This is a genomic window from Butyricimonas muris (assembly GCF_046365375.1).
Lineage (GTDB): Bacteria > Bacteroidota > Bacteroidia > Bacteroidales > Marinifilaceae > Butyricimonas > Butyricimonas muris.
The window spans coordinates 272,028-289,301 of sequence record NZ_JBKEIT010000009.1; the positions used below are offsets into that span (position 1 = coordinate 272,028).

Annotated in this window: 12 protein-coding genes; 6 read left to right on the plus strand and 6 right to left on the minus strand. The window is 45.6% G+C overall.

Annotated features, from left to right (window positions below; genetic code table 11):
• Positions 1–37 precede the first annotated feature (37 nt).
• Positions 38–799 carry a SecDF P1 head subdomain-containing protein gene (locus tag ACK8P8_RS15740; RefSeq protein WP_369860848.1) on the plus strand — a complete coding sequence of 254 codons (762 nt, stop codon included), beginning with the start codon at positions 38–40 and terminating at the stop codon, positions 797–799.
• A 57-nt stretch (positions 800–856) separates the two neighbouring features.
• Here the strand turns inward: ACK8P8_RS15740 and ACK8P8_RS15745 are convergent, their stop codons facing one another.
• A complete protein-coding gene (locus tag ACK8P8_RS15745) occupies positions 857–1,630 on the minus strand; it encodes a glucose 1-dehydrogenase (protein ID WP_227215456.1) in 774 nt (257 codons plus the stop codon).
• 161 nt (positions 1,631–1,791) lie between these two features.
• On the opposite strand from ACK8P8_RS15745, the gene ACK8P8_RS15750 reads away from it, so the two are divergent.
• A complete protein-coding gene (locus ACK8P8_RS15750; RefSeq protein ID WP_369860850.1) occupies positions 1,792–3,114 on the plus strand; it encodes a TIGR01777 family oxidoreductase in 1,323 nt (440 codons plus the stop codon).
• Positions 3,115–3,226: 112 nt separating this feature from the next.
• Here ACK8P8_RS15750 and nifJ read toward each other — a convergent pair whose 3' ends face one another.
• The 5 genes from nifJ to ACK8P8_RS15775 form a co-directional block, all read right to left on the minus strand.
• Entirely contained in the window at positions 3,227–6,763 is a 3,537-nt protein-coding gene (gene nifJ, locus ACK8P8_RS15755) for a pyruvate:ferredoxin (flavodoxin) oxidoreductase (RefSeq protein ID WP_099290385.1), read from the minus strand.
• Positions 6,764–6,818: 55 nt separating this feature from the next.
• Positions 6,819–7,994, minus strand: coding sequence for an AAA family ATPase (locus ACK8P8_RS15760; protein WP_099290061.1), 1,176 nt, complete (start codon positions 7,992–7,994; stop codon positions 6,819–6,821).
• A 141-nt stretch (positions 7,995–8,135) separates the two neighbouring features.
• Positions 8,136–10,136, minus strand: coding sequence for a transcription termination factor Rho (gene rho / locus ACK8P8_RS15765; RefSeq protein ID WP_369860852.1), 2,001 nt, complete (start codon positions 10,134–10,136; stop codon positions 8,136–8,138).
• A 130-nt stretch (positions 10,137–10,266) separates the two neighbouring features.
• On the minus strand, positions 10,267–10,893 hold the full coding sequence (rsmG, locus tag ACK8P8_RS15770) for a 16S rRNA (guanine(527)-N(7))-methyltransferase RsmG (protein WP_227215470.1): 627 nt from the start codon (positions 10,891–10,893) through the stop codon (positions 10,267–10,269).
• A complete protein-coding gene (locus ACK8P8_RS15775; RefSeq protein WP_369860853.1) occupies positions 10,880–11,884 on the minus strand; it encodes a lysylphosphatidylglycerol synthase transmembrane domain-containing protein in 1,005 nt (334 codons plus the stop codon). The genes rsmG and ACK8P8_RS15775 overlap by 14 nt, the downstream gene beginning before the upstream one ends.
• Before the next feature lie 130 nt (positions 11,885–12,014).
• On the opposite strand from ACK8P8_RS15775, the gene rsmA reads away from it, so the two are divergent.
• From rsmA to ACK8P8_RS15795, 4 genes are all read left to right on the plus strand, one after another.
• Entirely contained in the window at positions 12,015–12,803 is a 789-nt protein-coding gene (gene rsmA, locus ACK8P8_RS15780) for a 16S rRNA (adenine(1518)-N(6)/adenine(1519)-N(6))-dimethyltransferase RsmA (RefSeq protein ID WP_369860854.1), read from the plus strand.
• Between the two features lie 28 nt (positions 12,804–12,831).
• Positions 12,832–14,199: a magnesium transporter gene (gene mgtE / locus ACK8P8_RS15785; protein ID WP_099290056.1), complete on the plus strand. Its 1,368-nt coding sequence runs from the start codon at positions 12,832–12,834 to the stop codon at positions 14,197–14,199.
• Between the two features lie 137 nt (positions 14,200–14,336).
• Complete coding sequence (locus ACK8P8_RS15790) at positions 14,337–15,644, plus strand: acetyl-CoA hydrolase/transferase family protein (RefSeq protein ID WP_099290055.1); 1,308 nt, start codon at positions 14,337–14,339, stop codon at positions 15,642–15,644.
• Between the two features lie 79 nt (positions 15,645–15,723).
• On the plus strand, positions 15,724–17,073 hold the full coding sequence (locus ACK8P8_RS15795; RefSeq protein WP_099290054.1) for a deoxyguanosinetriphosphate triphosphohydrolase: 1,350 nt from the start codon (positions 15,724–15,726) through the stop codon (positions 17,071–17,073).
• Positions 17,074–17,274 lie beyond the last annotated feature (201 nt).

Here is a 17,274-nt window from a genome sequence, read left to right on the forward strand (position 1 = left end):
AATCTTATATTTGTGAATAAACCAATCTTTTACAGCTATGAAAATGAAAAATCTGTTTCTCTGTTTCATCATGCTAATTCTCTGTTGTCCCTTGTTACAAGCACAAAAGAATAACACGAAAAAACACAAATACCTCCCCACGGGCTGGTATTATGTCACCGATTCCATCCATGGCGTCGAAGGAAAAATGTACAGAACATTCGAAACCTATTATCTCGACCAGACACCGATTGTCACTCTTGATGACTTCGAGCAAATACGACTCGACACTGTCGGTACGCCACAACTTCTTTTCTCCTTGAAAGCCGATAAAATCCCGGCATGGGCAAAAGCGACCCGTGAATCCATCGGGAAGAAACTCGCTTTTGTTATCACGAATGTCGTGATCAGCGCACCTACCGTCCAAAACGAAATCCAAAGCGGGGCATCCATGGTCGGATATCCCTATTCACTGGAAGAACTTGAATTATTCAAACAGAAACTTAGAAATTATCATGTTTCTATTCCTCACATCATCAGTCACGACGAAAAAGAAGCCCGTGTAGGAGTTTCATATTTTGCTGCCATGTTTTTCATCGACCTCACCCACGAAGAAGGCAAAAAAGTTTTCGACAAAATACAAAAAGCAGAACAAGAAGACACTCCGCTCAGAGTCTTTTTTGAAAATATCGACAAAAAAATAAACACGCCCAAAGGAGAATACACCTCCTCCCGAGGCTATATAGCGAAGGTGGAACCGGCATCTCCTGACGAAACAGCAGAATACAAAAAGAATCGAGCTCAAAGAAGACCTCATTAAGATTCATCTACCGGCATATCGGGCGGAATCGCGAAACACGGATTCCGCCTTTCCTCTCTAATCCAGCGTCTGCACCCCGCCCCCGTTCACGAACAAAACCTGTCCCGTGATCCAACTCGAGATGGGTGCGGCAAAGAAAAGTACGGCACCGGCAATATCGTCTATCTCCCCCAATCGTTTGATCGGCGTGTGTTCCAGCATCTTTTTCTCTATCTCGGGTGTCAGTACCGATTCCAAAGCCCGCGTTTCCACCGCACCCGGACCTACCGCATTAATCCGCACGTCCGGTCCGAAATCCATCGCCAGATTCGCCGTCATGTGATTCAACGCCGCCTTCGACGAGGCGTAGGCACTCATGCCCGGACTCCTGTTGATACTCGCCATGGAAGTAATATTCACGATCGAACCGTAGTCCGCCTGCTTCATGTAAGGCACTGCCAACTGGCACAACCGCCAAGCACTAAAGACATTCACCTTAAATATACGCTCGAAATACTCCTCAGTCACGCGGAAAGGATTCTCTTGCCCGCCCCCGCCGACACCCACGTTGTTCACCAGAATATTCAACTTCCCGAACTCCACGATCGTACGTTGCACCAGATTCATCAAATCCCCGTCCTTCGTCACGTCGCACTTCAATGCCAGCGCTTTACGTCCCATACCTCGTATATCCTCTGCCACGACCTCGGCATCCGCCAAATTCACATCACCGATCACCACGTCGGCTCCCGCTTGGGCTAATATATGTGCGCTCCCGCACCCGATACCGTTGCCGCCACCCGTCACGACAGCCACCATGCCCGTCAAATTCAACATTTTATTCAAATCCATAGTTTTATTTGTTTTATTTTTACACGTTACGCTTTTCACCCCGTCCCGGTTACCTTTAAGCTCAAAAATGTTCATTCAACCCGTTCATTTTATCCTTTCAAAGCAACTTTCCATTATCAAAATACGTTTTCATATCATACATTAACAACAATTCACGGGATATGAATATAGCGATCAGCGGAGCCAGCGGTTTTATTGGCAAACACCTCACGAACTCACTATCAGAAGCGGGGTACGAGATTGTCCCCTTGGACAGGTCATTCTTTCAAGAAAAAAAGTTCAAACAACTGGTACAAACACTTTCACGCTGTGATGTAATTATCAACTTGGCGGGAGCTCCCGTCAATAAACGCTGGAGCGCCTCGTACAAGCAAGAATTACAGGATAGCCGTATCCGGGTGACACGGAGTATCACGAGAGCCTTAGATGCCGCTCCCCGTAAACCCGAATTGATGATCTCGGCATCCGCCGTAGGATATTACCCGACAGAGGGAACACACGACGAATACACGGGCAAACGGGGAAACGGTTTCCTGCCGGAACTTTGCGAGGCGTGGGAACAGGAAGCCCGGCATTGTCCCCCGGCAACAAGGTTGGTCATTACCCGTTTCGGCATCGTCCTTTCACCGGACGGGGGAGCCATGCGGCAGATGTTACTCCCCTTGAAAATGAAACTCGCCGCGGTCATCGCACCGGGGACACAACCTTTCCCGTGGATCAGTATCCATGATTTGTGCCGGGCGATGCAATTCATTATCGGGAATAAATCGATAGAAGGCGTTGTCAATCTCGTGTCACCGGGAAGACTCACGCAACATGCCTTCACCCGTGCCGTGGCAAAAGCCTGCCACGCTTGGGGTACTGTGACCATTCCCCGCTTCTGCTTCCGCACGCTGTATGGCGAGGGAGCCGCATTTCTCACCACGGGGCAAGACGTGAAACCCACCCGCTTAACTGAATTCGGGTTCCGCTTCACCGATGCCACGATAGAGCAATTCCTGCGACAAACAGACCACGCCACGATCGGCCAACTCGACTTGTCCCGTTACATGGGACGCTGGTACGAGATCGCCCGCTTTGATCACCTGTTTGAACGAGGGCTTTCCAACGTGACGGCAACCTACACGCTACTCCCCGACGGAAAAGTGCGGGTAGAAAATGCCGGGTACCAAACGGGTAAAAACGGCAACGACCATTTCAAACGTGCCGTCGGACGAGCCAAAATGCCCGATACCACACAACCGGGCAAACTAAAAGTCGCATTCTTCCTCTGGTTCTACGCCGATTATTACATCCTCGAACTGGATAAAGCAGGATACAAATACGCACTCATCGGCAGCAGTTCCGACAAATATTTGTGGATACTCAGCCGAACACCCAGTTTACCCGACGAGATAAAAGAAACATTACTCGCCAATGCCACACACCGCGGGTACGACACAAGCAATCTGTTATGGACAGACCAAAGCAAACACATATCCTAGCACTCCCCCGCAAAGCCAATCAAGCAGGAAAAGATATTTATACTTTTTTCGCATATAATAAAAACGAGGTCACTCGAAAGTAACCTCGTTTTCGCTATAATAATTGTGAATATTATTCGCCGTATTTCATCTCGGCACGACGCTTGTAGCCATCCAGTTTCCACTTGGCATCCTGTTGTGTTTTAGCGAACAGTGCCTCTGCTTCTTCCGGTGCAGCTTTAGCCAACGAGTTGAAACGAACTTCACCCATCAGGAAGTCGCGGAATTTAGAGTAATCCGGTTCCTTGGAATCCAATTGGAACGGGTTCTTACCCTCTTCCTCCAACATCGGGTTGTAACGGTACAACTGCCAGTACCCGCATTCTACAGCCTTCTTCTCCTCAGCTTGGGATTTACCCATGCTTGCTTTCAGACCGTGATTGATACACGGCGCATAAGCGATAATCAAAGACGGTCCGTCATACGCTTCAGCTTCTTTCAACGCTTTCAGGTATTGAGCCTGATTTGCACCCATGGCAACTTGTGCCACGTAAACATAGCCATAAGACATAGCCATAGCACCCAAGTCTTTCTTGCGTACGCGTTTACCACTGGCAGCAAATTTAGCCACAGCACCCACGGGGGTTGACTTGGATGATTGACCTCCGGTGTTAGAATAAACTTCCGTATCGACAACCAACACATTAACGTTGTGACCGCTTGCCAACACGTGGTCCAAGCCACCGTAACCGATATCATAAGCCCAACCGTCACCACCGAATATCCATTGAGATTTCTTCGGGAAGTAAGGTTTCAACGTCATGATCTCTTTAGCGGCAGCGGAAGTTTCTTTTGCCAGAGCGGCAGACATCTTGTCGCTGGTAGCCAAAGTCTTGTCACCATCCTCGTAAGCAGCAATCCACTCGTTGATAGCGGCTTGCGTGTCAGCGGAGAAGGTTGACAAATTCTCTTCCAACAATCTCTTGGCACGGTCGCGCAGGCGATTAGCACCTTCAGCCATACCAAATCCGTATTCCGCGTTATCCTCGAACAGGGAGTTAGCCCAAGCCACACCGCGTCCGGAAACGTAGTTTTTGCAATACGGGGTTGACGGGGCAGAACCACCATAGATAGAAGTACATCCCGTAGCGTTAGCCACCATCATCCGTTCTCCGAATAATTGAGTGATTAACTTGATATAAGGAGTTTCACCACAACCTGCACAAGCCCCGGAGAACTCGAATAACGGTTGTTGGAATTGAGAATTCTTCACGTTGTTAGGCTCAACAACTTGTTTGTAACCAACCTTCTCGTCCATGTACTTGAAACGAGCAATCTCGGCTTCTTGAGATTCAAGCGGCTTCATGATAAGCGCTTTCTCCTTCGCGGGACAAACATCGGCACAGTTACCGCAACCCGTACAGTCTAACGGGGATACTTGAATCTTGAATTTGTAACCGGCAAGTTCTTTACCGATAGCGGGCTTCGTTTCCGTTCCGGCAGGAGCGGCAGCCAACTCTGCATCAGTCAACAAGAACGGACGGATAGCAGCGTGAGGACAAACGTAAGCACATTGATTACACTGAATACAATTGTTTACTTGCCATTCCGGCACGTTGATAGCGATACCGCGTTTCTCGAATTTGGAAGTTCCGGCAGGGAATGAACCGTCTTCACGTCCCACGAAAGCACTCACGGGAAGGTCATCACCCTTTTGAGCGTTCATCACGTCAACCACGTTGCGAATAAATTCCGGACGGTTGGCATCGGGAGCGCAATTTTCATCTTTCAAGTTTTTCCATTCAGCGGGCACGTTCACTTTCACCACGTTGGTATCAATACCTCCGGCATCAACAGCAGCATAGTTCATCTTCACGATAGCCTCTCCTTTTTTGCCGTATGACTTGTCGATAGCTTTCTTCATCTCGTTGACAGCCAAATCATAAGGAATCACGTTCGTGATCTTGAAGAAGGCAGACTGCATGATCGTGTTGGTACGGTTACCCAAACCTAACGCCTGACCAATTTTTGTTCCGTTGATGATATAGAAATTGATTTCATTTTCTGCCAAATAACGTTTCATGTGATTCGGCAAGTGATTGGCAACCTCGTTCTCATCCCAAAGAGAGTTCAACAAGAAAGAACCGCCTTTCTTCAATCCTTTCAACACATCATACATATGAATATACGCAGGCACATGGCAAGCCACGAAGTCCGGCGTGGTAATCAAATACGTGGAACGGATAGGCTCGTCACCGAAACGCAAGTGAGAAGCGGTGAAACCACCTGACTTCTTGGAGTCGTAAGCGAAATAAGCCTGACAATATTTATTGGTAGCACCACCAATAATCTTGATAGAGTTCTTGTTGGCACCTACCGTACCATCAGAACCCAAACCATAGAATTTAGCCTCGTACATGGCATCGGAGTTCACTTTCACTTCCGGCTCAACAGGCAAAGAGTGGAAAGTAACATCGTCCACGATACCCATGGTGAAATTATTCTTCGGCTCGTTCATCGCCAAGTTCTTGTAAACACCGATAATTTGTCCCGGGGTTACATCCTTGGAACCTAAACCGTAACGACCGCCAACGATCACCGGGGCATTCTCCTTACCGTAGAACACCTCTTTCACGTCAAGATACAACGGGTCGCCGTTAGCTCCCGGCTCTTTCGTGCGGTCGAGCACAGCGATACGTTTTACAGAAGCGGGTATCGCTTCCATGAAATATTTAGCAGAGAACGGACGATACAAGTGAACGGCAACCATACCCACTTTCTCTCCTTGCGCCACCTTGTAGTCGATCACCTCACGAATCGTTTCAGTTACCGAACCCATGGCAATGATGATGTTCTCGGCATCCTTTGCACCATAGTACACGAACGGGCGATAAGTGCGTCCTGTAATCTTGGACATTTCATCCATATAATGAGCCACTACATCCGGTACTGCATCATAGAATTTATTAGCAGCTTCACGTCCTTGGAAATATACATCCGGGTTTTGAGCCGTACCCTTTGTTTCAGGATGTTCCGAGTTTTGAGCACGGTCACGGAATGCTTGTAAAGCTTCCATATCCACAAGACCGCGGATTTCTTCCATATCAATCTCCTCGATCTTTTGAATCTCGTGAGAAGTACGGAATCCGTCAAAGAAGTTCACGAAAGGAACTCTCGATTTGATAGCGGTCAAATGAGACACGGCAGAAAGATCCATTACCTCTTGTACAGAGCCGGATGCCAACATAGCGAATCCGGTTTGACGAGCAGCGTAAACGTCTGCGTGGTCGCCGAAAATAGAAAGCGCATGAGCGGCCAAAGCACGAGCACTAACGTGGAAAACGCAAGGAAGTAACTCACCCGCGATCTTGTACATGTTCGGGATCATCAACAACAAACCTTGTGATGCCGTGTAAGTCGTGGTCAAAGCACCAGCTTGCAATGAACCGTGAACAGCTCCTGCCGCACCGGCTTCCGATTGCATTTCAACTACACGAACAGTTTCACCGAACAGGTTCTTCCGACCTTTCGCTGCCCACTCGTCAACATACTCTGCCATCGGGGACGACGGAGTAATAGGATAGATACACGATACTTCGCTGAACATGTAAGCTACATGAGCAGCGGCCGCGTTACCATCGCATGTGATAAATTTCTTTTCTTTTGCCATTTTTTTAAACATTAACTAACAATAGTTGATCACTCTATTTATTCTTCATTTTCTCTCAATACACGAAACCGGCAAGCCACAAGGGTATAATATTTTTCTCACCCTTTTCGATCATATCGGTCATCAGAATCACTGAATCCCGGACCCGCCCTTTATCGTCCGACTGCCGCACGGAAACCTCATATTTCCGGTTCACGAGCAAATCCTCGTTTCCGGAATAATGTAATCTCGCCACGGCACACAACTGACTCGCTAAAAAAGTCTTCCGAATCATCAGCGCATCCGTATTATCCAGACAAACCGCATTCAGCAGATTCGGATTATGCAGAAACACCTGATTCGGTTTCAACCCGTTCTCATCATCACTTTCCTTGTCAAACAACAACGTCAACAACCGTGCGTTCTTCATGTAATGCAGGTAGTTCAACACCGTTGCACGGGAAACTCCGATCCGGGCACTCAACTTGCTGATATTTATATTACTGTTACCGTTCGCCACGATATAAAGCAATTGTTTCAGCTTTGTCAAATACTTCAACTCGATCTGATTATTGTACGGGATATCAAACTCCAATGTTAAGTTGATATTCTTCAGTAAATAATCGATATGTGATTTCTCCTCCAAATATATGGGATAATAACCATATTTCAAATAGTTATTAAAAAAAGCTAACGGACGAACCTTTTCCAAGATATCGTCCACGATCTCCTCGTGGCGTTCCACGATTTCCTCGAAAGAATAGACCGGGAACTTGTGTCCCGTTTCCAATTCCAAAAACTCCCGGAAAGACAACCCGCTCAAGTTGTACATCTCCACAATGCCTTGAAGGTATTTATTTGACTTTACTCTTAATATGGAAGAAACGGTGAATACAATCTGCAATTCCGGGAAACGGTCGTAAGCCTCGCGTAACTCTTTATCCCAGTTCGGGTACTTGTGTATCTGATCCAACAACAATACCTTCCCCCCGAGTTTGTAAAAACGTTCCGCGAAATTGTACAATCCCTCCATCGCGAAGAATAAATTATTGATATTCACGTACAGGCAAGAGGGATCATCCTTGTAATGCTCTTTGCAAAAATCCAACAGGAAATTAGTCTTACCCACGCCCCGGCTTCCCTTTATCGCGATCAATCGGGCACGATTATCTATCGTATCCAACAATCCGCGCCGAATTGCCGACGTTCTTTCTTTCATCAGAATCTTATGCGTGTTACGTAAGCTCTCCATTTTTCTATTCTTTTGCAACGCAAAGGTAATAAAAAAAGCCGGATTTTGTAATCCACATGTTGCAAAACATACAAAAAGCGGGTTAAGTAATCCTTAACCCGCTTTTCTATGTTATATACTATAGAATTTCCCTGAATCCTATTATTTGTCATTCATGGAAATCAGGAACTCTTCGTTCGACCGAGTTTTCTCCAAACGATCTTTCACGAACTGCATAGCTTCCACTGAATTCATATCAGTCAGATAGTTACGCAATATCCAGATCCGGTTCAACGTGTAGTCTTCCAACAACAGATCATCACGACGCGTACTGGAAGCGGTGAGGTCTACAGCCGGGTATATACGACGGTTGGATAACTTGCGATCCAACTGCAACTCCATGTTTCCCGTTCCCTTGAATTCCTCGAAAATCACGTCATCCATCTTCGAACCGGTATCCGTCAAAGCCGTTGCCAGAATCGTCAAAGAACCACCGTTTTCGATATTACGCGCAGCACCGAAGAAACGTTTCGGCTTGTGCAGGGCGTTGGCATCCACACCACCGGAAAGAACCTTACCGGATGCGGGAGATACTGTATTATAAGCACGCGCCAGACGAGTGATAGAATCCAAAAGGATTACCACATCATGTCCGCACTCTACCATTCTCTTCGCTTTCTCCAACACGATATTAGCCACTTTCACGTGACGTTCCGCCGGCTCGTCGAAAGTAGAAGCAATCACCTCTGCCTTCACGCTGCGAGCCATATCGGTAACCTCCTCCGGGCGTTCGTCAATCAAAAGGATAATCAGATACACTTCCGGGTGATTAGCTGAAATAGCGTTGGCAATTTCTTTCAACAACATCGTCTTACCCGTCTTGGGCTGAGCCACGATCAATCCGCGCTGACCTTTACCGATCGGGGCAAACATATCCACCACGCGGGTAGAGATAGTTGCACGTCCGCTTCCGGTCAAGTTGAACTTCTCGTTCGGGAAAAGCGGTGTCAAGTGATCGAAAGGAATCCGGTCACGAACAGCATCCGGAGTCCTGCCGTTAATCTTGGAAACTTTAATCAAAGGGAAATACTTCTCTCCTTCTTTCGGGGGACGTACCGTACCCTCGACCGTGTCACCCGTTGCCAAACCGAACAACTTGATTTGGCTCTGAGACACGTAAATATCATCCGGTGAATTCAAGTAATTATAATCAGACGATCTCAAAAACCCGTACCCGTCGGGCATGATTTCCAACACCCCGGAATTTAAGATAATCCCCTCGAACTCGTAATATTTATCGCGCTTGTCAAAACGCATTTTGTTACTTGTACTTTCTCTTCTGTCTTCATTTTCCGGGGAAGCATTGTCATAGCCTTCATTGCCGTATTCATCTCTGGCAGACATAAATTCTTTCCCCTCCGACTCCTCAAAGTTCGCCTCGTCTTCATCTTGACGAATGGCATCCTCGTCACGTTCAACGCGTTTGCGTTTAATAAATTTAGGACGTACTCTTTCCCCTTGCTCTTCTTTCGGTTTCTCCCCTGTACTTTCTTCTTTTTTCTCTTCCCCCTGTACAGCGGCGTCCTTATTATCTTGTTTCTTATTTACCCGTTTCTCGAAGAACTTCCGCTCTTGTTTTTGAACAACCGGCTCACGTTTCGCTTCGACAACTTCCTCACTTTTCACCTCGGCTGCTTTTTCCGGCTGTACCTCGGCTTTCTTCTCAACCACAATCCCACTCTCCGTGCGACTCAAAACCAAATCCTGATCCAGAATATCACTATGTACGACATTAATCGGCTGAGCCTCTTCCTTCACCTTCACGCGTTCCTTCTTTTCGGGTTGCTTCTTTTCCTCTTCTTTTGGAGGTTGCTCCTGCTTGTCTTCTACCTTCTTGTTATCCTTATTCTTGTTGAATTTAGGTAACCCGCCTTTAGAATCTCCCACTTTTTCGGCACCACCTCTTATGACACGCACACGAGGTTTTTTCTCTTTCGCTTCCACCGGAGCCGTTTCCTCTGTAGCCACCATAGCCTGCTGGTCCAGAATTTTGTATATTAATTCTTTCTTTTTATAGGATTCAATCCTTTTAACATTCAGTTCCTTTGCTATTTGACGCAATTCTGAAAGTAACTTTTCATTCAGTTCTAAAATATCATACATAGAGTATCGTTATATTTGGATTATTTCTTTTTCAGTAAGTAAAAATCACTCGGCATGAACCAAGTGGAAATGTAAACTGCGACAAATTTATAAAGAATTCTTCTTACTCACAAATTGTTAGTAAAAAAAATTATTTAATATATTTCATATAAATAACCTTCTTGGTCTCAAAAAATTCTTCTTCAAAAAAATCCGGGATATTATACACGGTAATCCGCTCCCTAAAATCCTGTATTTCTTCCTCGAAATCTCCCCCTTTCAAATAAATAATCCCGTTAGGGAGATCATTGAAACTCTCCTTCAAAAGACGTTTTCTCGTCAACGCCACGAACGCCGGGAAAGCTGTCACCGCACGACTGACAATAAAATCAAACTTCTCGCTCATACTCTCCACCCGCACCTGCTCTGCCGTCACATTCTTTAATCCTAATGCAACGGCAACCTCGTTGACCACTTTTATCTTTTTCCCGATAGAATCCACCAAATGGAAATGAACCTCCGGAAATAAAATAGCCAAAGGAATGCCCGGGAAGCCTCCTCCGGTACCGACATCCAGCACCCGCGTTCCGGGCTTGAATGAAATCACTTTCGCGATAGCCAAAGAGTGCAACACGTGATGAATCTCCAGCGCATCAATATCCTTCCTCGAAACCACGTTGATTTTCTCGTTCCACTCCCGGTAGAGTCCTTCCAACCGGTTAAACTGTTTTATCTGTATCTCGTTCAGTCCGGTAAAATACTTCTCAATCATTCCTATTATTTCTATTATATATCGGTAATACCAGCAAACAAATCACCCCGACTACGATGTACAAAAGCGTCATCGTGCCATGCGTCAGCAAAGCGAAAGTCTTCGTCATACTCTCGATTCCCTCCGTGTGCGGCAAATAAATCATCAAGGCGGCAATCACCATGAAATGCCATGCTCCCACGCCTCCCTGCACCGGGGCAACCATCCCGTAACTCGAAAGCACGAAAACAGTCAATCCCACCAAGGGACCTAACCCGGATGTAAATTTGAAACAGAAGAAACAAACATACAACATCAAGTAATACATCAACCAAATAAAAATCGTATATCCTATAAACAACCATTTATGATCGACATCTTTCACGGTCAGCAAACCTTCTTTCAATCCCGTCATGAAATGATGCAACCGAGTAAAGAAAGAGCCTTTTCTCAAAAACCAGATAAACCCGATCAACCCCAGCACCAACAGCATCAATATTCCCCATGTCACGGGAGAAGAAAACATCCCGTATAACTTTTCTTTAATATCCTCATTATTATCGAGGAATATCCCGACCTGTTTAAACTGAGTCACCACGACAATCAACGTGAGCAACAACAACATGATCATATCGAAAACCCGCTCGGTCACCACCGTTCCCAGCAATTTTGAAAAAGGCACATTCTCGTATTTACTCACCACCCCGCACCGGGTAAGCTCTCCCATACGCGGTATCGCCAGATTGGCAAAGTAACCGATCATCACACCCATGAAACTATTCATGAACGATATTTTATACCCCATTGATTTTGTAAGCATCTGCCAACGCAAAGAACGACTTATATGACTAAGCATTCCCAACCCGATAGCAACCCAAATCCACGTGTAATTCACATCTTCCCGCAACGCCTTCATCAACTCGGCAGGATCCTGATCCCGGTACACGAGCCAAAATAAAACGACCGTCACGCACAAGAATGCAAAAAATTTTATAATCTGTTTATAAAACGGCTTCATTCAAAAAATTTAGTCAAGATTGACATTCCAATAATTTTCACAACTCAAAATAAAACCTTTATTTTGTAAGCTGGATGCAAAAGTAAATAAATAATTGGAAGTTTAACCCATAACACCCTGATTTCATTCTATGAGTATTGTTCGTGCAAAAAAACATCTGGGACAACATTTTCTGAAAGACCAGAATATAGCCCGTAAAATCACGGAAAGTTTATTACCCGTAACCAAAGGGGTACTGGAAATAGGTCCGGGTATGGGGGTACTCACTCGCCACCTGTTCGCCGATGCCGACTTCACCGTGTTGGCAATCGACATCGACCGGGAATCCATCGACTATCTACACGAGGAATTGCCCGAACACAAACAGCAAATCATATACGGCGACTTTCTGAAATCGGATATTCGGACTTTCTACCAAGAACCGTTTTCCGTGATCGGGAATTTGCCTTATAACATATCTTCTCAAATCTTTTTCAAAATTCTCGAGAACCGGGAACTTATCCCCCAAGTGGTATGCATGCTCCAAAAAGAAGTGGCGGAACGTATCAGTGCCCCCCACGGCAATAAAACATACGGCATACTCAGCGTATTCCTGCAAACATTCTACGACATTGAATACCTGTTCACCGTGGGGGAACAAGTGTTCGACCCGCCTCCAAAAGTAAAATCGGCCGTTATTCGACTGATTCGCAATAAAAGGGAAAAACTGGATTGTGACGAGAGGCTATTTTTCAATGTCGTGAAAACCGGGTTTAACCAACGCCGCAAAACCTTACGCAACTCGTTAAAACCGATAATTTCACCCGATTTCACGCCAGAAAGATTATCTTTGCGTCCGGAACAGCTTAGCGTGGATGACTTTATTGTTCTATGCAAAGAAATTGAAACGTTTAATAATTTAAAAGCCTCTGAAAAATAGGCTTTTAAACTTCTAAATACAGTAGAATATGCAACAGTTTGAACTCTCTGAAGAATTTGTTTCCCATTTGGAGAAACTCATTCAAGCCAATAACAAGGAAGACGTCGCCAAACTGGTAGAACCGTTACACCCGGCAGATATTGCAGAAATTATAGAGGAACTGGACACCGAAGAAGCCCAATACCTGTTTCTACTGTTAGATGAAGAGAAAGCCGGAGACGTACTCGCCGAGATCGAGGAAGACGAACGGCAACGCTTCATTGATTCGTTCCCTCCCGAGGTAATCGCGAAACGTTTCGTTGACAACATGGACTCGGATGATGCAGCCGACCTTGTCGGTAGTATGCCCAACGAGCAGCAACAAGAAGTACTTTCCCACATGGAAGACCTTGAACAAGCCGGCGACATCGTGGACTTGTTGCATTATGACGAGGACTCTGCCGGCGGACTTATGGGAAAAGAGCTTGTCAAAGTCAACGAAAACTGGACCGTCCTTACCTGCCTGCGCGAACTCAGTCGGCAAGCCGAAAATCTGGACGAAATATTCTACATATACGTGGTGGATGATGACAACATCCTCAAGGGAAGATTATCTTTAAAGAAAATGATCCTGACCCCCACCTCCACGAAAATAAAAAATATCTATAACCCGGACGTCACTTACGTGACGACAGACGAATCCGCCGAATCAGTGGGACGCATCATGCAGAAATACGACTTGGTCGCCATTCCCGTTGTCGACTCCATCGGACGATTAGTGGGACGTATCACGATTGACGACGTGGTAGACGTCATCCGCGAGGAAGCCGAAAAAGATTACCAGATGATGTCCGGTATCAGTCAGGACGTGGAATCTTCCGACACGGTTTGGGATCAAACCAAAGCCCGTCTTCCGTGGTTAATTATCGGGCTATTCGGGGGAATGTTAGCGGCATACATGATCTCTTTCTACGAGGCGGATATCGCCCTATTTCCTGCCACGGCAATGTTTATTCCCGTCATTACCGCCATGGGCGGAAACGTGGGTATACAATCCTCGGCTATCGTGGTAAAGGGACTTGCCTCCAATTCATTCAACACGAAAAATATCTTTCAAAGTATCACGAAAGAAATATCGTGTGCCACTATCAACGCCTGTATCTGCTCCTCGATCATCTTCATATTATCCCTCTTTTTCAACTTGAACTCCTACGCGATGCCAATCACGGTAACCATATCCTTATTCATCGTGATCATGTTCGCATCCATATTCGGAACCGCGTTTCCTCTATTGCTCAACAAAATGAAAATCGACCCCGCGCTGGCAACCGGACCGTTTATCACACTGACAAATGATATTATCGGACTGAACATCTACCTTTTCACCGGAAAAGCCATTCTGGGGTGGCTAATGTGACGATTCCACAACGCTCGAATTTGGCAGCTAATAATTACGGAAAAAATTGTTTAATTAAAAGAGTGTTGCTAACTTGCGGCGTTTTTTAGACAAGAAAGCTATTATTAAATCATAAGAATAGAATAAAATAAATTACTATGTATCAGGGAATAAAAACAGTGTCATTTGACGAGGCTGTAAAAGTAGTAAAATCCAACGATCGGATTCACATTCACAGCGTGGCTTGTGCCCCCCAAGGTCTAATTCAAGCACTTTGCAAAAGAGGTCGTGCCGGCGAATTAAAAAACGTGAGAATACAACACCTGCACACCGAGGGTAGCGCCCCTTACGCGGAGGGAGAATTCGAGGGTGTATTCTGTTTGGAGTCTTATTTCGTGGGCGGTAACGTGCGTAAACCCACCCAAGAAGGATACGCTGATTATGTACCTGTTCACTTGAGCGAAACTCAAAAATTAATCAGAAGCGGCATTCACCCGGTGGATGTTGTTATGATTCAAGTTTGTCCTCCCGACAAACACGGCTTTGTATCCATGGGTACCTCCGTGGACGCCACGTTAGCCGCTGTACAGAATGCGAAAACGGTTATTGGCGTCATCAACCCGAATGTTCCCAGAGCATGGGGAGATGCCATCATCAGATTATCTGACATTGACATCTTCTGCGAAGACAACACTCCGCTAATCGAGGCTCACCCGTCAGTTTTAACCGAGCAAGATATCGCTATCGGTAAAAACGTGGCTACCCTAATCGAGGACGGGGCTACCCTGCAAATGGGTATCGGTGCCATCCCGAACGCAGTACTTTCACAATTGGGAAACCACAAAAACTTGGGTATCCACACGGAGATGTTCGCGGACGGAGTATTACCGTTATACGAAAAAGGCGTTGTAAACAACATGAACAAGAAATTCGATAAAGGTAAAATCGTTTCTACCTTCCTCATGGGATCAAAACGAGTGTACGACTTTATTGATGACAACCCGGGAGTTGCCATGATGGACGTGGGCTACACGAATGATCCGTTCATCATTGCTCAACAACCGAAAATGACGGCTATTAACTCTGCACTTTCCGTTGACATCACCGGACAAGTAAATGCCGATTCACTCGGAACCAAATTCTACAGCGGTAGCGGCGGCCAGTTGGATTTCATCCGCGGTGCGGCAGCCAGCGAAGGTGGTAAACCTATCATTGCCCTTCCCGCCGTAACCAACAAAGGTGTTAGCAAAATCTGCCCGACACTGTTGAATGGAGCCGGAGTCGTTACCACTCGTTTCGACGTACACTACATCGTAACGGAATTCGGTATTGCGGACCTTTACGGCAAAACACTCCAAGACAGAGCGAAAGCACTTATAAACATCGCTCACCCGGATCACAGAGAGTCGCTTGACAAAGCAGCATTCGAAAGATTTGGTAGTCACTACCACTTCATTTCAAAATAAGAACAATAAAGAGGAAGCCGGTTGCTTCCTCTTTTTTTTATTACTACATTTGTGTGACACAAATAAACTGGCAACCACTATGATGGATTGGAATAAATTATTATCGTCAAGACGCTATCAACCGGGAAACACGATCACGATGTTTCATTCACACGATCGTTCACAATTTCAAAGAGATTACGATCGTTTGATATTCTCATCCCCCTTTCGTCGTTTACAAAACAAGACACAAGTATTTCCCCTCCCGGGAAATATATTCGTGCACAACCGTTTGACTCATAGTCTTGAAGTTGCCAGCGTGGGACGTTCACTAGGTAATAAGATAGCTCAATTTGTCAAAACCAAAGAAATTCTGGAACACCCGGAAATATTGGAAGAAATCGGAACAATCGTGAGTACGGCATGTCTCGCCCACGATTTAGGAAATCCGCCTTTCGGACATTCGGGCGAAGAAGCCATATCTTATTTTTTCATCGAAGGCGAAGGACAATACCTCAAAAAACTATTGACTGACGAAGAATGGGCTGACATCAGTCACTTCGAAGGAAACGCGAACGCATTCCGTCTATTGACTCACAGTTTCAACGGAAGACGCCCGGGGGGATATACCATGACTTTCACCACCCTCGCTTCCATCGTTAAATATCCTTTTGAATCCAAAGCCTCCCTCAAGGGACATAAATACGGTTTCTTCCAAAGTGAAAAGGAAATTTACAAAGAAGTAGCCGAAGAACTCGGAATTATCCAATTAAGCGAAAAACCGCTGCAATACGTCCGCCATCCATTAGTCTATCTCGTGGAAGCCGCAGATGATATTTGTTATCAAATCATGGATATCGAAGATTCCCACAAACTGAAAATCCTATCGTATGAAGAGACAACAAAAATTCTACTCAATTTCTACGATAAAGAAGCAGACAAAGAAGACTTGAAAACCATTGCGCGTACCTTCAAAATTGTAACGGACAAGAATGAATATATCGCCTTCTTACGAGCCGGGATCATCAATAAATTAATCAACGCCTGTGCCGACATCTTTTGCCAGAACTACGAGGCAATCATGAACGGTACATTCAAGGGCAGCTTAATAAGCCATCTTAGTGGTACTAACAAAATAGCTTACGAAGCTTGTACGGAAGTGGCATATTCTCGGATTTATCACACGAACATCGTCACCCAAATACAGATTGCCGGTTTCAAAATACTCGCGACCATACTAAAAGAATACATTGATGCCGTTCTAAAACCGGAAACTTATTATGCCCGCAATATCCTTTCCGTTATGCCAGAACAATACAAAGTACATAAAGACGACTCCATATACACGAAAATACAAACCGTAACGGATTACGTTTCCGGTATGACAGACTCCTATGCCTTAAACCTATATCGAAAAATAAAAGGCATAGAACTACCCGAAATCAGGTAAAAACAATTGAAAATAGAGAAATATCTTCCGAAGCAAGATAGTATTCCAGCTCCTCCTCTATAAACAGAGGAGGAGCTAAAATACAGTCTACACACAAGACAAACAACCTGCAACTTGCCGAAGGCAAATGTAACCTGCAACTTGCAACTCGCCGGAGGCGACTAAAACAGAGGGAGAGCTAAAATACCATTTACACCATAA